This window comes from Polynucleobacter necessarius, assembly GCF_900096765.1.
Taxonomy (GTDB): domain Bacteria; phylum Pseudomonadota; class Gammaproteobacteria; order Burkholderiales; family Burkholderiaceae; genus Polynucleobacter; species Polynucleobacter necessarius_F.
Map to the genome: position 1 here is coordinate 22,359 of NZ_LT615228.1, position 17,977 is coordinate 40,335.

Consider the following 17,977-nt stretch of genomic DNA (forward strand, 5'->3'; position numbering starts at 1 on the left):
AGAATGAAAACATTTCAGGCGCGTGGCCTATTTGCTGGCCTTGTTACCAGCTTGTTGTTTAGTGGCTCAATTTACGCCGCAGACACTTCAAAAGCACCTTTACCACCAAGCGCCACCCCGGGCCAAGGATTTTCAGCAGAAGGTCTGAAAAGAATCGATGCTTTTTTTGCGGAGCAGATTGCCAACAATCAATTGCCTGGTGCAGTGTTAGCGGTAGCTAAAAATGGCAAGTTAGTCATTTTTAAACCTTATGGCTATGCAGATAAAGCCAGTGGAAAAGCCATGACCACCGATGCCCTATTTAATTTGGCATCTATGACAAAAGTGATGGCGTCTGTTGGTGGCCTCACTTTTTATGAAGAGGGTAAGTTGCCACTCAATGCGCCTATTTCTAATTGGTTGCCTCAGTTTAAGAGTATGCAAGTGGGGCAAGTGGATGCCGACGGCAAGCTCACTACTGTACCGGCAAAAAATCCCATCACCGTACAAGACCTCGTGCGTCACACCAATGGTTTGACCTACGGTGGTCGCGGTACAACCGCAGTGCATAAGCTCTATCCAGCTGGATCTGCTCCTGCAGCAGTTCAATATACTGCGCCAGAATTTATCGACAAACTGGCGAGTACTCCTTTGCTCTATGAACCTGGAACTGTTTGGGACTATGGTTTTGGTATTGACGTGCTGGGCATTATCGAAGAGAAGATTGCTGGCAAGCCCTTGGGTAGCGCGTTGCAAGAGCGCATCTGGAACAAAGTGGGTATGCCAAATACCACTTTTCAGGTGGCAGAAAAAGATCGCGCTCGCTTAGCACAACCGCTGCCGATTGATCCGATGACGGGTAAGCCACAAAAGGTAGATATTCTCAATCAGACAGTGAAGTTTGATTGTGGCGGCTCCTGTGCTTTTTCTACAGCAGGCGACTATGTGCGCTTTGGTCAGATGCTACTCAATGGCGGCAGCTTAGATGGCAAGCGTGTACTAGGACCACAAACAGTCGCCTTTATGACTTCAAACCACCTCAATAAAGATATTAAAAATAATGTTGGTGGCACTGAGCCTGGTCGCGTAGGTTATGGCTTTGGTCTGGGTGTTGCGGTACGTATGGAGCGCGGCCTATCAGCGATCAACGGTAATGTTGGTGACTTTACATGGAATGGCGCTAACGGCACCATCTTCTGGGTTGATCCAAAAGAGCAAATGGTTGTCGTAATGATGGCAGTAGCACCAGGAGAAATTCGGAAGGTCCATCGCGAGCAACTGAACTCGGTCATCTATGGTGCGCTTGAGAAGTAATTGTGGTCGCACCCCTCAGCAATAAAGGAAAAAAGTAAAAAAGCCCCGGTTCGTCGAGGCTTTTTCTTGGGTATCTTTGGTTGCTTAAAAAGTGATAAATAATCTACTTTACAGAATCTGTTATACGGAATACAATAGCGCATGATCCATTCATTCTCTTGCAAAGACACTGAAGACTTATTTAACAGCAAGTCATCAAAAAAGTTGAAGGGTATAGAAAGGGTGGCGAGACGAAAGTTATTGCAATTGCATGCTGTAACAGTTTTGATTGACTTACGTATTCCGCCGGGCAATATGTTGGAGGCTTTAAGTGGGAATCGTAAGGATCAGCATAGTATTCGGATAAATAACCAATGGCGTATTTGTTTTAAATGGAAGGAAGATGGCGCTTATAGCGTAGAAATTGTGGATTACCACTAAGGATATGAATATGACAAAGCTACTTGACGAAATTCATCCAGGAGAGATTCTTCTTGAGGACTTTATGAAGCCCATGGGTATTACTGCTCGTCAGTTAGCGGCTGATATCGATGTTTCACCCAGTCGTATTAGTGAAATTGTGCATGGCTTGCGCCCAATAACTGCAGATACAGCTTTGCGTTTAGGTCTATTCTTTTCAATGGAACCGCGTTTTTGGCTTAATCTTCAGTCTGAATACGATATGCGAATGGCTAAGCGTACCCTTCAAAAGGAAATTGAACCACGCATACGTGTATTTCAAATAGCAGCATAAACCCCGCTAATTGGGATTCATATTTCAGTGATGGCTGTTTATAAGCCTACTTCGCGATAGTGCCTATATAGGTTGGCAATGGATGCAAAGCCGAGTGTAACTATCAGCACTGAAAATAAATAGCTTGTTGTCAGGTAAGTAAACACACCCACCTGAATCAATATTGTGGCAGTAATAAAGGCGCTAATCGCACCCAGCACAACCAGTTTGAAATTGGGAATAAAAGCGCCCAAAGTAATCGCAATAAAGACTAGATATAGATCGGACACTAATTGGTCTGCTGTAACAAAGATGGTGTTAGTGAGTTCTGGGTAGCTAGCTTTACCTAAAACAGCAATGATCAAAATGGCTCCCAAAATAGCGAAGTTCAGTTTCGCTTTGAGCAAAATACTTTTGAGTTGATCATTCATGAGATTGGTAATGATTGTTTGGTGGATTTAATTGGGCTTGAGCTGAGCACTTAAGCTGAATGACCACTAAATACTAAGCTGATGCCAATCCATAAAATTACAAAAGCGACCAGGATGGTCAAGCCAATCTTTTTCAGAAAGTAGCCCAGGCTATCCATATAAACTTCATCATTGCGACCAAAGTATTGATCAAAACGTTTCCAGACTAGGCGCCCAACTACCAGGGGTAACAACATGGCAACGATGCCTAGAATCACGGTCATAGTGTTATCCATTGAGGATGTCTTTCTAATATGGGTAGGTATTGATACAAGTTCTAAAGAGCAAAGAATACCCGTTTTTATTGCCAATCCCACTCGCGGGTATAGGGGTCAGTGATCAGCTGCTAGGGGCATAGGCTTACTGTATTGGTTTATTGATACAGTAGAGCCTAGAAATTACCTAATATGTCAGTCGTAAAACAAGCAGTAAAACAAGTCAAGCAGTAAAACAAGTGGAAAAACCTGAGAAAGTAAAAATATGACCGAATTAAATACCGCGCAAATCAATGAAATTCGTACCAAAGTCTTGGGTGCAGCTGCCAAGGTTCCTGGAGCCCTGATTGGTCTGGGCATTTTGTTTATCGTGTTGGGAATGATTGGTGTTGCTGGCCAAGTATTTTTCTCCCTTGTGTCTGTCAATGTATTAGGTATTTTTCTGTTTGCTGGTGGCGTACTCCAAGCTATCCATGCTTTTCAATCTGCAGGTTGGAAAAGTGTTGGCGTGCAAATCTTGTTTGCCATTTTGTATATCGTCGCAGCGATTTATGTCTGGGCTTTCCCAATCCCTGCGCTTGAAGCCATTACTTTGTGGTTAGCGGCTATCTTCTTTGTGACGGGTGTATTGCGTTTTATCGCTGCATTTCAGCATCGTCATTTTGGTGAGTGGTTTTGGTTAGCCATCTCTGCGGCGATCTCTATCTTGATGGGTGTGCTCATCATGAATAACTTCCCGTCTTCAAGCTTGTGGTTACCTGGCTTATTGATTGCTATCGAATTACTCTTGCAAGGCTGGTCTTTGTTATTCATTGGCTTTGCAGCGCGTTCACTCGCGAAGAATGTATCGAAGTAAACCCCTGATCCTTTATTGAGTTACTGAGTAATAGCAAAGAGCAGCAGCCATGGCAATGAAAAAAACCGATCTGTTTAAGAGCTTGGCATTGCTGACTGCTCAGCGCATGAAAAATTCGACTAAAACTCCTAAGCCTGGAGCTGCTGAAGCAAATGCCAAAACTAAAAAAGAGCTGGCAAGTGCTAACCCCCTGCTAGCTTCTTTAATGAAAGCTCAAGCCGAGCCAAGGTTAGCAAAAGTGATGCCAAAGAAAAAAGCAGCGCTAAAGACGTCAGCAAAATCTAGCGCGAAGTCAAAAGCCAAGTAGTGCGCCGTTCTCTGTATGACTAAGAGTGGTGCAAGATTGATTGTGAGACGGCGGTGGACCGCCTCCTTATTTTTTTACTTGTTCGACCTTGCTGCTGCTATCAACTAGTTTGATGGCACAGATTGCACCATCCCTTAATTACGATCAGAAACTGAATGATATGGTAGTCAATGCCACTCGTTCGGAGACACCCTTAGATCAAATGTCGCTCAACACCACGATATTGACCAAAGAGGTCTTGGAGTCTTCACCAGATCAAACCATCGATCAAGTATTGAAAAATGTTCCGGGCGTATTTTTAAATGATGTGCCTTATTACCAAAAAGACCCCACCGGATAAAGTATTAACGTGCGCGGTTTAGGTTATGGCCGCACTCTAGTCTTGATTGATGGTTTGCCCGCTAACGACGCCTTTTACGGAACGGTGCAATGGAATCTGGTTCCCATGTCATCGATTGAGTCGGCAGAGTTTGTCCGGGGAGGTGTCTCGAGTCTGTATGGTAACTACGGTATGGGTGGCGTGATTAATATCAATACCAAGACGCCCAAAAATAGTTCCCAGGATGTCTCTGCAAGTTATGGATCATTTGGCACTGGCAACGTCGCTGCCTCAAAAGACTTAATTGTTTCTGATGGCATGCAGATGCGCTTTTCAGCAGATTACTTTTCAAGTGAAGGCTTTCAGAACTACGCCACGATTTCACCGGGTTCGTCTAGTAATATTAAAAATGGTATGGGCACGGATGCAGTTAAGAACTCCAATATTCGTTTGCAAAATTACTTTAAGCCCAATCAAGATACCACCGGATTTTTAAGGCTGGGCTACAGCACGATGGCCGATCTGAGTACCAACTATGCTATAGCGCCAAACTTAGTTCAGACTGCTGATTTTGCTGCTGGCTCCACAACAAAATTAGATGTCGATAAAAAAGCCCAAGTAAATGTGTACTACCAAAACACCAATTTCTACAAGCAAAGCGGTTCTACCTCAACTACTGCCCCTAATAAGAATCAACCTTACGTCAACGCTAATTACACCGACCCTTATTCAACAGTAGGGGCCTCGGCACAATACACTCATGATCTCAAGGGAGCGGGCATTGACCAATATATTCTAGGTGCTGATGCGCGCAATATTTCTGCATCGAACTTAACGAATAATCTCAATAGCAACGGTAGTGGTTCTGTGACTTCGGTGAACTATGCACAAGGCCAACAAAACTTTTATGGCCTATTGGGTCAATTAAAATCAACTGCTAGTGCATTTCCGCTAGAGACAACACTTGGTGCCAGACTAGATTTTTGGAATAGCCAGACTCCAACCCTATATAACGCTGGAGTCAATGGCGCTAATCCGATTTATCAAAATATTCCTAATAAAAGCAAGACTCAGCTCAGCCCTTCTTTAGGTTTTGTATATAAGGCCACGCAGAACTGGGATTTGCGAAGTGCAGCCTATCAAGCATTTCATGCGCCCAGCATGAATAACACCTTACGTAGTTATGGATCTACTTCTGGAGGTTACTTTTTTGCCAACCCAAATTTAACGCCAGAAACAATGACGGGTTATGAGGTGGGTACAGACTATCGCTGGAAGGAAGGTTTTGCGCAGTTCACCGCATTTAATAATTACATTCAGAATGCGATTACGAGTTACAACCTCTCGACTGCTAGTGACGCAGCTTTAGCCAGTAGTCTATGTGCATCTGCTGGCAATCCACAGGGCTGTAGTTTGGGTAAGGTGAACTATTACACCAACCAGCAAAATTTATTGAGCCGCGGTATTGAAATGCAGTATCACCAAGACATTAATCCACATTGGGGTGTTGATGCCGGTTATGCCTATACCAGCACGATCTTGACATGGAGTGCTACGACAGACCCCATCAATACACAAGTTGGTGGTGTTCCTAAAAATATGGCTAATGCTGGGATTACATATTACCCTGTGCCACAGGCTAGCCTAACAACCACAGTGCGTTATGTTGGTAACTCTTGGATGGCTACGGGGTCCTTGCCGGTTCCTGCATATGCAGTAGTGGGATTAAAAGCAAACTATCAAGTAACACCCCAAGCCTCAGTATTTGCATCGGTAGTCAATTTGTTTAATCGTCAATATGTCACATTTAATATTGCTTCGCAGGCAACCGCTTATCAAGCTGGCATGCCGCAAGCCATTACTGTTGGGGCGCGTCTAGTCTTTTAAGTAGGGGCGGCAATTGATGCAGTGCAGTAGTTTTAAAGGTTTGATGTGAAGCTAGCAAAAATGCTTTAGGATTTACGCAGTACAAAGTTGATTGAATCAATCGAGTCAGAAAAATAGTAAAAATCAGGAGACTTAGCAATGAAACTCAAAACCATTCATTCATTGATGTTCGCTGCAGGTATGGCAGCTGCCAGCTTTGCTAGTGCGCAAGCTCCAGCACCAGCCCCAGCCTCAGGTATTCCGCCAACATGGGCGCAAGGTAGAACGCCTGATGGTATGAACCCTTCATTGGCCCCAAACCCTCCTGGAATTTCTGCGATGCCTGCAGATGAGATTCCGGTGAGCAAATTAAAAGTACCTGCTGGTTTCAAGATTGAATTGTGGGCATCCGGTATGCCGAACGGACGATCAATGACAGAGTCACCCAGTGGCACGGTTTATGTTGGTACACGTTTTACTGGCAATGTTTATGCGGTAGTCACAAAAGATGGCAAGCGGGAAGTCAAAACCATTGCTAAAGGTTTGCATCGTCCAAACGGTGTTGCTTTTGCCAATGGCTCACTCTATGTTGCTGAACTCTCGCGCATTATTCGTTACGACAATATCGAGAAAAATCTGGATAACCCACCAGCACCAGTAGTGGTGTTTGATGCCTTACCTAAAGATGAGCCACATGGTTGGAAGTTCATGACTTTGAGTCCAGATGGGCAATATTTGTATTTCCAAATTGGTACACCAGCCAATATCGTGGTGCCACCATCAACTCACGCAACAATCGTACGCTTAAATCTCAAGACCAATATCTTAGAGACCGTCGCAACCGGTGTGCGTAACAGTGTGGGTATGGATTTCCAAAAAGGAACCAAGGAGCTTTGGTTTACCAACAACGGTCGTGACTGGGTTGATGAAAATATTCCGAACGATACCTTGAACCGCTTGGTGCGCCCAAAAGGGATGAACTTTGGCTACCCACATTGCCATCAAGGCGATTTTTTGGATCCGGAGTTTGGCAAAGGTCGTTCATGCGATGAGTTTGATAAGCCCGAGATGAAGTTGGGTGCTCACGTGGCTGCCTTGGGTATGCGTTTTTATAACGGCAATATGTTCCCAGCAGAATACAAAGGCAATATTTTTATCGCTGAGCATGGCTCATGGAATAAAACCAAAAAGACCGGTTATCAAGTGGTTCGTGTTGTTTTGGATGGCAAGAACAAGCCAGTCAAACTCGAGCCATTTGTTACTGGCTGGCTAGAGGGCGAAACTTTCTGGGGTCGTCCAGTTGACGTGCAAGTACTCAAAGACGGTTCCATGTTGGTTTCTGATGATGAAACTGGCGCAATCTTCCGCGTGTCTTACGGCAAATGAAATTGATTGCTAGCACTAAGGCCATCCTCGGGGTGGCCTTTTTTTACTTCTCTTAGTTTGGTGTTGTTCTCTTCAACGGTTTTTGCTGCGCCACCGGATGCAGTTGCCGGTAAAGCAAAAGCACAAACCTGTTTTGCCTGTCATGGTGAAAACGGCATTGGTATTTTTGGCGAGATTCCGAATTTGGCTGCGCAACCCGCACTTTCCATTACCTATCAGTTGATTCAGTTTCGAGGTCAGCAGCGCAAGGGCGGGGCAATGGAGGCGCTTGCCGCCAGCTTAAGTGATCAGGATATGCGCGATATTGCTGCGTATTACGCTGCGCTGCCACCACCTCCGGCAAAATCAGGCAATGCCAATTTAATTGCTAAAGGCCAGCAAATCTCCAATAATCAATATTGCAACTCCTGTCATGGTGCTCAGCTGCAAGGGCAAAAACACATTGCACGCTTGGCAGGACAGTCTTCGGAGTATGTGGTGACCCAGCTCAAAAACATTCGGTCAGGTAGCCGAATTGATATGGATGGCACAATGGGAAGTGCAGCGCGCAATCTAAGCGATGAAGATATCGAGGCGATTGCTGCTTATGCTGCCTCTCTAAATTAGTTCCATTCATATTCTTTGTTGCTTTGCAGACTAAAAACCATTTTCTTCTTGTCGATTTTTTTAAAGACCTTTGCTGCCTTAACGATCATTGCGCACCACTTCTCTAGTTATGGGCAGATTGCGCAAGATGCCCAGCAACTATTGCCAGGTTTCATGACATGGTTATTTGAGTACGGACGCTATGCAGTGCAAATCTTTTTGGTCATGGGCGGCTATCTTGCTGCCCAGTCGCTCACCCGCACTACTGAGCTTAAAAATCCACGTAATGTTCTCAAGGTGGTTTTCAATCGCTATCTACGTTTGTTTGCGCCTTATGTTGTCGCTTTAACCATCACCATTGTTTGTGCTTGGGTTGCGCGCTTTTGGGTGCAAGACGAGTTTGTGGGCGAGTCAGAAACGCTTGGCCAGTTTTTGGCGCACTTGTTCTTCTTGCAAGGTATCTTGGGCTTAGATTCCATTTCTGCTGGCGTTTGGTATGTAGCCATTGATTGGCAGCTCTACGCAATCCTAGTCACCATGCTGGGTATGTTCCCTGGTTTTCGATCGGCTGTGTGGATGCTGACGGTGCTGTGCGTAGCTTCACTGCTGTACTTCAATCGACTGGGCGCTTACGAAAACTATTTCATTTATTTCATAGGTGCTTATGGCCTTGGAGTATTAGCGCAACTTTGCAAAAATTATCCAGACCCCGTAGTCAACCGTTTTGCCAGAATCTTCATGGCAGGTATCGGCATTGTGATTGTGGTTTCAAGCTTTCACCAAGTTTGGCTTCGAAACATCTTGGCTTATCTGGTGGCACTGGCTTTAATTTTTTGGGGAGATTGGGCTTACAAGGATCAAAAGCAAGAGCACCAGCGTCCTCAGCATCAATCCAAAATGCACGAAGTTGTCAATGTCATTTTGTGGGGCAGCAGAAGATCTTACTGCGCATTCTTAATCCACTTTTCTTTTATCTTGCTCGCCAACACTTTGTATATAGGATGGGGCATGAGTTTGCGTCACGATGGTGCGATGGCGCTCGCACTCATGTTTATGGCGATAGCCGCTAGTTGGATTGCTGCTAATTACTTATATCGCTGGGTTGAAGTGCCTGCGCGCAGGATCAAGCTTTAAATTCCCATCTCTTTTAAGACGCGAAAGATTTCTCGATAAGCTTTAGGTGGCTTGTTTTGTTCTTTCTCTCTGCGCGCATTACGAATGAGGGTGCGCATATTCTGAATATCCATATCCGGATACTGCTCAATCATTTTGGTGAAAGCGTCATCATTGGCAATTAATCGATCACGATAAGTCTCTAAAAAATGGAGCTTGGCGGTTTCTGCTTTACTAACCCCTTGAATCGCATCAAGGCGTTTTTGAATGACTTCTAATTCTTCTTCGTCTAAAAAGCGCATGAGTTTGCCAAGGTATTGCTTATGGCGACGAATCGCTTCAAAACCCTTAATTTTGTTGGTTTCAGCAATCGCTGCTTTGATCGCTTCATCCAAAGGGATGGTTTTGAGGGCATCGCTACTCAGTGCTGCCAGCACTTCAGCCAATTTTTGGCGTTCAGTCATTTGACGCTTGAGCTCAGACTTGCTGGGGCCTTCATCAGCCTCAATCAGCTTTGGCGTGCGATTTTTCTCATTAATGTGCATGCCCCTATTTTAGACGGGTATTGCAGCTTCTTGGCCTAGATGCTCATTTATTAAGTTTGGTAAATAATAGGGTCCATAAATCAAAATATTTGAATAAATGCAATAAATAGCGATATACCTGACGCAAAGACAATGACGCAAACAAATACTTACGACTACATCATTATTGGGGCTGGTAGTGCAGGCTGTATGTTGGCTAAACGCTTAACTGAAAATCCTCAAAAGAAAGTCTTATTAATTGAGGCGGGTAAGAACGATAATTACATCTGGATTCATATTCCCGTGGGCTATCTGTATTGCATTGATAACCCCAGAGCCGATTGGCGCTTTAAGACTGTTGCTGAAAAAGGATTAAATGGTCGCTCATTGTTCTATCCCCGTGGTCGCGTACTCGGCGGATGCTCTTCCATTAACGGCATGATTTACATGCGCGGACAAGCTGGTGACTATGCCTCTTGGGTGCAGGCAACTGGTGACGATGCGTGGTCTTGGGAAAATGCACTCAAGCGCTATAAATCATTTGAGGATTACCACAGTGATGCCAATGCTTGGCACGGTAAAGGCGGTGAGTGGACGGTATCCAAGCAGCGCTTGCGTTGGCCTATCATGGATCGCTTTAGGGATGCTGCAGTGCAGGCGGGTATTCCCGCGTCTGATGACTTTAATCGCGGCGATAACTTTGGTGTTGGTTACTTTGATGTCAGTCAGCGTAAAGGCTGGAGGCTTAATACTTCAAAAGCTTTCTTAAAAGATGCCGCAAAGCGCAGCAATCTGACTGTGATTACGCAAGCTGTCGTGACTAAATTGAAAATTGATTCGGCAACCAAGCAATGCCTGGGTATTGAGTATCTTAAAAATGGAGTTGTCTCTGAAGCACTCATCTCTTCCACAGGTGAAGTGATTCTGAGTGCGGGCGCTATTGGTAGCGTTCAAATTTTAGAGCGCTCTGGCATTGGTGCAGCTGCGCATTTAAAGAGCCTCGGCATTCCAGTGATTGCCGATCTACCTGGTGTTGGTGAGAACTTGCAAGATCACTTGCAATTGCGCATGATCTATAAGGTCAGCGGCATTAAAACTCTCAATACCAAAGCCAATACGCTCTTTGGCAAGATGATGATTGGTCTGGAGTATTTATTGAAGCGCTCTGGTCCAATGTCGATGGCGCCTTCTCAGTTAGGTGCGTTTGCCTATAGTTCTTCCGCGCAGCCAAGCGCTAATGTGGAGTATCACGTACAGCCTTTATCTTTAGAAAAATTTGGCGAGGACTTACATTCCTTTAATGCATTTACAGCTAGCGTTTGTAATTTGCGTCCGACATCCCGCGGTAGTGTGCATATCACCTCAACCGATCCTGAAGCGCCCCCAGCTATACATCCCAACTATTTATCGACTGATGAAGATCGCAAAGTGGCCGCTGAATCATTGCGCCTGACTCGCAAGATTGTGCAAAGTCCCGCACTAGCACCATATAGCCCTGAAGAATATAAGCCTGGCCTGCAATATCAAACGGATGAAGAATTAGTTAAAGCAGCGGGCGATATCGGCACAACAATTTTCCATCCAGTAGGTACCTGCAAAATGGGTCGTGATGATGATCCAATGGCGGTCTTAGATTCTCAATTGCGCGTCAGGGGTATTGATAATTTACGGGTAGTCGATGCTTCTGCTATGCCAACCATTACTCCAGGCAATACAGCAGCGCCAACGATGCTCATTGCGCAACGCGCCGCGGAGTTGCTAACTGGTGAGTAATTCCATTTCAAAAAACACAAGCTATACCTTGCCGCCAAGCCATTTGTTATTAGCTTTGGCGATTGTTGCAGTTTGGGGTACGAACTTTGTTGTGATCAAACTTTCTCTAGCGAGTTTTCCACCGTTTCTGTTTGCCGCGCTTCGTTACTGTTTTGCATTTTTGCCAGCATCTTTTTTCTTGCCCAGACCGAAAGTGTCTTGGGTAAACTTGTGTGTATACGGCTTAGCTGTGGGTGTAGGGCAGTTTGGTGTTTTGTATTACGCCATCGACGGCAATATTTCTCCAGGCTTAGCTTCTTTAGTCATTCAGACCCAAGTGTTTTTCACCATCGGGTTTGCGATGTTGTTTGCCAAAGAAAAACTCAAGCTCTATCAAGCAGTGGCGGTAGCCATCGCGATGGTGGGTTTATTGATTATTGCGGTGCACACAGATGCGACCACCACCTTCTTGGGCTTGGCCTTAGTCGTGTTCTGTGGTTTTTCTTGGGGTGTGGCCAACACAGCTAGCCGGCGTGCTGGCTCAATTAATATGCTCTCTTATGTCGTTTGGGTTAGCGTCTTTGCTATTCCGCCGCTATTTGCGATTGCCTTCCTCTTTGAAGGTGGGTGGGATGGGCTCAGCACTTCTGTAGTGGTGGCACCTCTGGGAGCTTGGCTGGGAGTCCTCTGGCAGTCCTGGGGCAATACGCTCTTTGGTTATGGCGCTTGGGCGTGGTTACTTTCCAAGCATCCTGCTGCCGTTGTAGCACCGGCTCCATTGTTGGTACCCATTTTCGGTATGGGGGCATCAGCCTTTTTCTTAAGTGAGCCTTTGCCGCTTTGGAAGATTTTGGCTGCTAGCTTAGTGATCATGGGCTTGATGGTGAATCTCTTTTGGCCCTCATTGCGCCAGCGTCTAATGGCTTCTTATCAGGGCTAAATTGCTGGTTTTAGGACTAATGTAAAACCCTAATACAAACCCCTTTTTTTGCCTGAGCATTAACTGTAAGATAGCTATTCGTTATCTGTAGTACCTATAAAAATATTTAATTCACTTGTTTTTAGTCATGGAGACTTTATGAATATACGTCGTCAAATCTTTGCTGTAGCAGCTACAGCTTTGTTCGCATCCGGTGCTTACGCTGCCGATATTAAAGTGGGCGTTGCTGGTCCATTCACAGGTGGCTCATCCTCAATGGGTGTGAGTATGCGCGATGGCGTCCGTCTTGCTGTAAAAGAAATCAACGCTGCTGGTGGTATCAACGGCAACAAGATTGTGTTGATCGAGCGTGACGATGAAGCAAAAAACGAGCGTGGCGTGCAAATTGCACAAGAGTTGATTAACAACGAAAAAGTAGTTGCTACTTTGGGTTACATCAACACTGGTGTCGCATTGGCTTCTCAGCGCTTCTATCAAGATGCGAAGATTCCTGTGCTCAACAACGTTGCTACTGGTTCAATCATTACCAAGCAATTCCCAAATGCAGCTGAAAACTATGTTTTCCGTAACGCTGCAGCTGACAACATCCAAGCGCCAATGGTGGCTAAAGAAGCAGTTGAAAAGCGTGGTTTGAAAAAGGTAGCAATCTTGGCTGACTCTACTAACTATGGTCAGTTAGGCCGTGAGGACTTAGAAAAAGCCCTGAAGACATACGGCGTAACACCTGTAGCGGTTGAGAAGTTCAACATTGGTGACGTTGATATGACTTCACAGTTGCTCAAAGCAAAAAATGCTGGTGCAGATGTTGTGTTGACTTACGCAATTGGACCTGAGTTGGCGCAAATTGCGAACGGTATGGCGAAGTTGGGTTGGAAAAAACCAATTATCGGTAGCTGGACTTTGTCTATGGCTAGCTTTATTGATACTGCTGGTAAGAACGGTGATGGCGCAACCATGCCACAAACTTATATCCAGTCTCCATCAACTACTTCAAAGCGTAAAGCTTTCCAAGATGCTTACGTAAAAGAGTTCAAGCCAAAAAATAACAACATCGCTTCTCCAGTTTCTGCTGCTCAAGGTTACGATTCTGTATACCTCTTGGCTGCAGCGATCAAACAAGCCAATAGCACAGAGGGACCAAAGATCTTGGCAGCATTGCAAGATCTCAAGACTCCAGTTGATGGTGTTGTGATTACTTACAACAAGCCATTTACTGCGCAAGATCACGAAGCAATCAAGGCAAAAGACGTCGTTATGGGTGTTGTTGAAAACGGCCGTGTTGAGTTCTTGAATGCTGAGGACGCAAAATCTAAGAAGAAGTAATTCAAGCTTTAACAGCAGTGCGAGGTAAATTTATTTTGCACTGCAACATTACTTGAAACAAAGCGCCGCCTAAAAGCGGCGTTTTGCTTACAATGACGGATTCGTTAATAAAAAGTATTAAAAATATTTAGGCCAAAAAAGTATTAAAAATATTTAGGCCAATCATATGGAAATGCTTGCACAAATCCTCTCAAGCGGTATCGCTGTGGGGATGATCTATGCGGTAATCGCTTTCGGATTTCAGCTCACTTTTGCTACATCAGGTACTCTGAATTTCGGTCAGGGTGAAGCGCTGATGTTGGGCGCTTTAGTCGGTCTGACCTGTGTAGATACCTTTGGCATCAACTATTGGGCGATGATTCCAATTGTTTGTATTTTTGGCATGCTTCAAGGTAGCTTTGTTGAGCTCATCGGCGTACGTCCAGCGATCAAAATTAAATCTGAGTTTGGTTGGATTATGTCTACCATTGCACTTGGTATTATTTTCAAGAACGTGGCTGAAAATATCTGGGGCCGTGATGCCTTACCATTCTCATCACCATTGCCAATGGAGCCAATGAATTTCATGGGTGCCAATATTCTCCCAATGGAAATCTTGGTGGTAGTCGGTGCTTTAGTAATGATGTTATTGGTTGAGTTCTTTAATCGCAAGACTATCTATGGAAAGGCAGTCGTTGCTACCGCCAATGACCGTGATGCTGCTGGCTTGATGGGCATCAATACCAGTATGGTGATTACTTTCTCCTACGCTTTATCTTCCTTGACCGCTGCATTTGCTGGTGTATTGATTGCGCCTTTGACTTTAACTGGTGCAACCATGGGCGGTGCCTTAGGCTTGAAAGCATTTGCGGTAGCGATTATTGGCGGCTTATCGAGTGGCCTCGGAATTATTGTTGGTGGCTTGATTCTCGGTATTGTTGAAACAGCTACTGGCTTTTATGTCTCTACTGGCTATAAGGATGTTCCAGGTTTGATCTTGTTGCTGCTTGTGCTTGTATACAAACCATCTGGCCTCTTCGGTAAATCTGCAATTAAGAAAGTTTAATGATGAAATTGAAGTCTTCTATTCCTCTTTTAATTGCTATTGCTGCTCTTTTTGCATTGCCGCTAGTAATTCACAATCCTTATTACATTCACTTAGCTGAAACGATTCTGATCTATACCATTCTCTTGTTTGGTTTAGATATCGTCGTGGGTTATGTTGGTCAGGTCTCTTTGGGCCATGCCGCTTTGTTCGGTATTGGTTCATATACCGCTGGTATTTTGTTCTTCCACTTGGGTTGGCCAATTTGGGCAACGATTCCAGCCTCAATTATTATTACTTCGATTTTCGGTGGCATCCTCGCGTTTCCGGCTCTCAAGGTGATCGGACCATATTTAGCGATGGTGACCTTGGCATTCGGAACCATTGCGCAGATTCTCATTAACGAGATGACTTGGTTGACTGAAGGTCCATTGGGCATCAAGTTAACCCGTCCAGAGTTGATAGGCGTGCCAATGACCAAGGCTGAGTATTTCTGGTTAGTGTCTGCCTTTGGTATCCTGGCCTTGATCGTGATCGACCGCTTTGTTAAATCCCAAATGGGGTCGTGCATTTGAAGCCTTGCGTGATAGCCCTGTTGCTTGTGACTGTATGGGCGTATCTGTATACCGTTTCAAGGTGATCGCATTTGTCATCAGCGCAGCATTTGCTGGATTAGCTGGTTGCTTGTACGCTTACTCCGAGCAGTACATTTCTCCAAATACCTATAACAACAACGAATTGGTTGTTCTCTTCTTGCTCGGCATCATCATGGGTGGTCGTAAGTCTCGTTTGGGTGCCATTATTGGCGCGGCCATCATTGTGTTGTTGCCAAAGCTCTTGGACGATATCAATTTGTTCCGTATTGTTGCCTCGATTATTGCAATCGTGGTGGTGGTCGGTGCAGCAGTGGCCTTGTCTAAGAAGGTTACTACTCCAAGACGCGTGGCAGTTCCGATTGCTGGTGTAGTTGGCTTGGCTGCCTTCTCGTTCTGGCTTAATAGCATTTCTGACTGGCGCTTGAGTATCTTCGGCTTCATGATTTTGTTGGTGGTTTACTACTTGCAAAACGGTATCGTTGGATTTGCGAAGAGCTTCTACCAATCTATTGTTGGCAAAGCGAAAACTGCTCGTGGCGGTGACGCTGAAGCCGTGGATGATTCCATCAGCTTTATTAGTGCCGTTGGTAGTAAAGATGCCGGTGCAGAGCTTCTTAAAGTGGACTCAGTATTGATGCAGTTCGGTGGCTTGAAAGCCTTGAATAACGTTGACCTGAGTATTAAGCGCGGCACGATTCATGGCTTGATTGGACCAAACGGCTCTGGTAAGAGCACCATGATGAACGTGTTGACTGGTATTTATGTGCCAACTGCCGGTAACGTTTTATATGCAGGACAGAGCGTGGTTGGTAAGACTTCATCTGATATCGCTTTATCCGGTATTGCCCGTACTTTCCAAAACGTCCAGTTGTTTGGTGAAATGACAGCGATTCAGAATATTTTGGTTGGCTTGCATCATACCTTTAAGTCGAACATGCTCGAGATCGCATTGCATCTGCCGCGCTACAAGCGTGAAGAGGCGGAAGCACACGCTCGTGCTATGGCTCTTCTCAAATTTGTTGGCTTAGATGATTTGGCTAATGAAGAAGCGCGTAACTTGCCATATGGTAAGCAACGTTTGCTAGAGATTGCTCGTGCATTGGCACTCGACCCCGAATTGCTCCTCTTGGACGAGCCAGCTGCGGGCTTGACCGCTCCAGACATCAAGGAACTCTTGCGCATCATTCGTAAGATTCGTGATAACGGAATTACCTTCATCCTGATTGAGCATCATATGGATGTGGTGATGTCGGTTTGCGATACCGTTTCTGTATTGGACTTCGGTCAGAAGATTGCGGAAGGTAAGCCAGCTGAAGTTCAGGCTAACGAGAAGGTGATTCATGCCTACTTGGGTACTTAATCACTAGAACCATATTGAATCGGTAAATACCATGTTATCTATTAAGAATCTTGAAGCAGGCTACGGCAAAGTTAAAGCCCTTCATGGCATCAATATTGATGTTCCAAAAGGTCAAGTAATCACTTTGATTGGCTCTAATGGTGCTGGCAAAACCACCACCATGCGCGCGATCACTGGCATGATTAAACCTACTGCTGGTGAAGTCACTCTTGGTGGTGAGCAAATCAATGGCTACGACTCTCATAAGATTGCGCGCTTAGGTTTAGCGCATAGTCCAGAAGGTCGTCGCGTGTTTACAACCATGTCTGTGACTGACAATTTATTGTTAGGCGCATTTCCCCGTTTTACAGGTAGCCGTTCAAAAGGCGATATCAAGACTGATTTAGAAAAAGCGTTGGAGATGTTCCCGCGCTTGAAAGAGCGTCGCAATCAATTGGCTGGCACATTGTCTGGTGGTGAGCAGCAGATGTTGGCGATGGCTCGCGCAGTGATGTTAAATCCAGAGATCATTCTCTTGGATGAGCCATCCATGGGCTTGGCGCCAATCTTGGTTGAGGAAGTATTTAAGATTATTTCTAACCTCAAGTCTCAGGGCGTGACCATGTTGTTGGTTGAACAGTTTGCTGCCGCAGCATTGAACGTAGCTGACTATGGTTATGTTTTAGAGAACGGCAAGATTGCAACCCATGGTCCTGCCGCTAAATTGAAAGATGATCCTGCCGTGAAAGCAGCTTACTTAGGTGGCGGCGGTCACTAAGTAAACCATCCGCTCAAATGAACAAAGCCCTTAGCAGTAAGGGCTTTTTCTTTTATAAATTCATATTACTGATTTGAGATCAGCCCAATGGCCTCACGTATCAATAGGGCGCGATATCCCATGTAGATCGCCACCAATGTGAAGCCAATCAGAAATAATTTGGGGACGAGGGCGCCTTCTAAAACGAGTTGGCTATTGAGCAAACCAACAGCCACGGCAAAAAAGAAGATTGCTCCCAGACCCAGCACAACCCAGTTTTCATGATGACTGACTTGTTGAGTTTGGTTGGTGTAGGCTAATACCTGAAGCGACTCACCTTGCTGGTAGCCGGCAACTTGAACGCTATCCCCATTGTTAATAGTCATCGGAGCGGAAAACTTGGCTTCTATGGCTTTTCCATCCAAGTCGAACTGGGAGATATAAAAGCGCTTGTAATAGATTGATGAGTGATCGTGAGTAGGTTTTTCGGTATTGACATATTCAAGGGTTTCCTGATGAAGATTACTGACATTGCCTGATATTGCGCTAATAGAATTGAATAACCAAGTTTGCGGTTTAGTAGAAGACATCAGCAGAGCT

19 protein-coding genes and 1 pseudogene are annotated in these 17,977 nt (G+C 45.1%); 16 read left to right on the forward strand and 4 right to left on the reverse strand.

Annotated elements, in window-relative coordinates:
- Positions 1 to 3: 3 nt before the first annotated feature.
- The 3 genes from DXE33_RS00140 to DXE33_RS00150 all read left to right on the forward strand — a co-directional run bounded on the left by DXE33_RS00140 (position 4) and on the right by DXE33_RS00150 (position 2,026).
- Complete coding sequence (locus DXE33_RS00140; RefSeq protein ID WP_114638119.1) at positions 4 to 1,293, forward strand: serine hydrolase domain-containing protein; 1,290 nt, start codon at positions 4 to 6, stop codon at positions 1,291 to 1,293.
- A gap of 141 nt (positions 1,294 to 1,434) precedes the next feature.
- Complete coding sequence (locus DXE33_RS00145; protein ID WP_114638120.1) at positions 1,435 to 1,713, forward strand: type II toxin-antitoxin system RelE/ParE family toxin; 279 nt, start codon at positions 1,435 to 1,437, stop codon at positions 1,711 to 1,713.
- A 10-nt stretch (positions 1,714 to 1,723) separates the two neighbouring features.
- Positions 1,724 to 2,026: a HigA family addiction module antitoxin gene (locus DXE33_RS00150; protein ID WP_114639663.1), complete on the forward strand. Its 303-nt coding sequence runs from the start codon at positions 1,724 to 1,726 to the stop codon at positions 2,024 to 2,026.
- Positions 2,027 to 2,064: 38 nt separating this feature from the next.
- Here the strand turns inward: DXE33_RS00150 and DXE33_RS00155 are convergent, their stop codons facing one another.
- Together DXE33_RS00155 and DXE33_RS00160 are read right to left on the reverse strand one after the other, a co-directional pair.
- On the reverse strand, positions 2,065 to 2,436 hold the full coding sequence (locus tag DXE33_RS00155; protein ID WP_114638121.1) for a hypothetical protein: 372 nt from the start codon (positions 2,434 to 2,436) through the stop codon (positions 2,065 to 2,067).
- A 50-nt stretch (positions 2,437 to 2,486) separates the two neighbouring features.
- Positions 2,487 to 2,699, reverse strand: a complete 213-nt coding sequence (locus DXE33_RS00160; RefSeq protein WP_162785383.1) for a hypothetical protein — start codon at positions 2,697 to 2,699, stop codon at positions 2,487 to 2,489.
- Between the two features lie 256 nt (positions 2,700 to 2,955).
- On the opposite strand from DXE33_RS00160, the gene DXE33_RS00165 reads away from it, so the two are divergent.
- The 7 genes from DXE33_RS00165 to DXE33_RS00195 all read left to right on the forward strand — a co-directional run bounded on the left by DXE33_RS00165 (position 2,956) and on the right by DXE33_RS00195 (position 9,143).
- Positions 2,956 to 3,546, forward strand: coding sequence for an HdeD family acid-resistance protein (locus DXE33_RS00165; RefSeq protein WP_114638123.1), 591 nt, complete (start codon positions 2,956 to 2,958; stop codon positions 3,544 to 3,546).
- A 49-nt stretch (positions 3,547 to 3,595) separates the two neighbouring features.
- The gene (locus DXE33_RS00170; protein WP_114638124.1) at positions 3,596 to 3,853 is read left to right on the forward strand and encodes a hypothetical protein; all 258 of its coding nucleotides are present in this window, start codon (positions 3,596 to 3,598) and stop codon (positions 3,851 to 3,853) included.
- A gap of 112 nt (positions 3,854 to 3,965) precedes the next feature.
- Entirely contained in the window at positions 3,966 to 4,193 is a 228-nt protein-coding gene (locus DXE33_RS00175) for a hypothetical protein (RefSeq protein WP_114638125.1), read from the forward strand.
- Between the two features lie 9 nt (positions 4,194 to 4,202).
- Entirely contained in the window at positions 4,203 to 6,059 is a 1,857-nt protein-coding gene (locus DXE33_RS00180) for a TonB-dependent receptor (RefSeq protein ID WP_114638126.1), read from the forward strand.
- Positions 6,060 to 6,197: 138 nt separating this feature from the next.
- Entirely contained in the window at positions 6,198 to 7,424 is a 1,227-nt protein-coding gene (locus tag DXE33_RS00185) for a PQQ-dependent sugar dehydrogenase (protein ID WP_231970269.1), read from the forward strand.
- A gap of 60 nt (positions 7,425 to 7,484) precedes the next feature.
- Positions 7,485 to 8,030: a c-type cytochrome gene (locus DXE33_RS00190; protein WP_162785384.1), complete on the forward strand. Its 546-nt coding sequence runs from the start codon at positions 7,485 to 7,487 to the stop codon at positions 8,028 to 8,030.
- 48 nt (positions 8,031 to 8,078) lie between these two features.
- Positions 8,079 to 9,143: an acyltransferase family protein gene (locus DXE33_RS00195; protein WP_197711953.1), complete on the forward strand. Its 1,065-nt coding sequence runs from the start codon at positions 8,079 to 8,081 to the stop codon at positions 9,141 to 9,143.
- Here DXE33_RS00195 and yjgA read toward each other — a convergent pair.
- Positions 9,140 to 9,667 carry a ribosome biogenesis factor YjgA gene (yjgA, locus tag DXE33_RS00200; protein ID WP_114638128.1) on the reverse strand — a complete coding sequence of 176 codons (528 nt, stop codon included), beginning with the start codon at positions 9,665 to 9,667 and terminating at the stop codon, positions 9,140 to 9,142. The two genes, DXE33_RS00195 and yjgA, sit on opposite strands and share 4 nt — an antisense overlap.
- 132 nt (positions 9,668 to 9,799) lie before the next feature.
- Between yjgA and DXE33_RS00205 the strand changes: the two genes are divergently transcribed.
- From DXE33_RS00205 to DXE33_RS00230, 6 genes and pseudogenes are all read left to right on the forward strand, one after another.
- Positions 9,800 to 11,419 (forward strand): GMC family oxidoreductase, encoded by a 1,620-nt coding sequence (locus DXE33_RS00205; RefSeq protein WP_114638129.1) that lies wholly within the window; start codon positions 9,800 to 9,802, stop codon positions 11,417 to 11,419.
- 28 nt (positions 11,420 to 11,447) lie between these two features.
- Complete coding sequence (locus DXE33_RS00210; RefSeq protein ID WP_197712024.1) at positions 11,448 to 12,338, forward strand: EamA family transporter; 891 nt, start codon at positions 11,448 to 11,450, stop codon at positions 12,336 to 12,338.
- Between the two features lie 138 nt (positions 12,339 to 12,476).
- Entirely contained in the window at positions 12,477 to 13,661 is a 1,185-nt protein-coding gene (locus DXE33_RS00215) for an ABC transporter substrate-binding protein (RefSeq protein WP_114638130.1), read from the forward strand.
- 166 nt (positions 13,662 to 13,827) lie between these two features.
- Positions 13,828 to 14,706, forward strand: a complete 879-nt coding sequence (locus tag DXE33_RS00220) for a branched-chain amino acid ABC transporter permease (protein ID WP_114638131.1) — start codon at positions 13,828 to 13,830, stop codon at positions 14,704 to 14,706.
- A gap of 2 nt (positions 14,707 to 14,708) precedes the next feature.
- Positions 14,709 to 16,641: pseudogene (locus DXE33_RS00225) on the forward strand (branched-chain amino acid ABC transporter ATP-binding protein/permease).
- A 31-nt stretch (positions 16,642 to 16,672) separates the two neighbouring features.
- Entirely contained in the window at positions 16,673 to 17,398 is a 726-nt protein-coding gene (locus DXE33_RS00230; RefSeq protein ID WP_114638132.1) for an ABC transporter ATP-binding protein, read from the forward strand.
- Positions 17,399 to 17,463: 65 nt separating this feature from the next.
- Here DXE33_RS00230 and DXE33_RS00235 read toward each other — a convergent pair whose 3' ends face one another.
- A complete protein-coding gene (locus tag DXE33_RS00235; protein ID WP_114639667.1) occupies positions 17,464 to 17,967 on the reverse strand; it encodes a hypothetical protein in 504 nt (167 codons plus the stop codon).
- Positions 17,968 to 17,977 lie beyond the last annotated feature (10 nt).

Coding starts and splice junctions, on each gene's coding strand:
- DXE33_RS00140 (WP_114638119.1), top strand. CDS start 4: ATGAAAACATTTCAGGCGCGTGGCCTATTTGCTGGCCTTGTTACCAGC.
- DXE33_RS00145 (WP_114638120.1), top strand. CDS start 1,435: ATGATCCATTCATTCTCTTGCAAAGACACTGAAGACTTATTTAACAGC.
- DXE33_RS00150 (WP_114639663.1), top strand. CDS start 1,724: ATGACAAAGCTACTTGACGAAATTCATCCAGGAGAGATTCTTCTTGAG.
- DXE33_RS00155 (WP_114638121.1), bottom strand. CDS start 2,436: ATGAATGATCAACTCAAAAGTATTTTGCTCAAAGCGAAACTGAACTTC.
- DXE33_RS00160 (WP_162785383.1), bottom strand. CDS start 2,699: ATGACCGTGATTCTAGGCATCGTTGCCATGTTGTTACCCCTGGTAGTT.
- DXE33_RS00165 (WP_114638123.1), top strand. CDS start 2,956: ATGACCGAATTAAATACCGCGCAAATCAATGAAATTCGTACCAAAGTC.
- DXE33_RS00170 (WP_114638124.1), top strand. CDS start 3,596: ATGGCAATGAAAAAAACCGATCTGTTTAAGAGCTTGGCATTGCTGACT.
- DXE33_RS00175 (WP_114638125.1), top strand. CDS start 3,966: ATGGCACAGATTGCACCATCCCTTAATTACGATCAGAAACTGAATGAT.
- DXE33_RS00185 (WP_231970269.1), top strand. CDS start 6,198: ATGAAACTCAAAACCATTCATTCATTGATGTTCGCTGCAGGTATGGCA.
- yjgA (WP_114638128.1), bottom strand. CDS start 9,667: ATGCACATTAATGAGAAAAATCGCACGCCAAAGCTGATTGAGGCTGAT.
- DXE33_RS00205 (WP_114638129.1), top strand. CDS start 9,800: ATGACGCAAACAAATACTTACGACTACATCATTATTGGGGCTGGTAGT.
- DXE33_RS00215 (WP_114638130.1), top strand. CDS start 12,477: ATGAATATACGTCGTCAAATCTTTGCTGTAGCAGCTACAGCTTTGTTC.
- DXE33_RS00220 (WP_114638131.1), top strand. CDS start 13,828: ATGGAAATGCTTGCACAAATCCTCTCAAGCGGTATCGCTGTGGGGATG.
- DXE33_RS00230 (WP_114638132.1), top strand. CDS start 16,673: ATGTTATCTATTAAGAATCTTGAAGCAGGCTACGGCAAAGTTAAAGCC.
- DXE33_RS00235 (WP_114639667.1), bottom strand. CDS start 17,967: ATGTCTTCTACTAAACCGCAAACTTGGTTATTCAATTCTATTAGCGCA.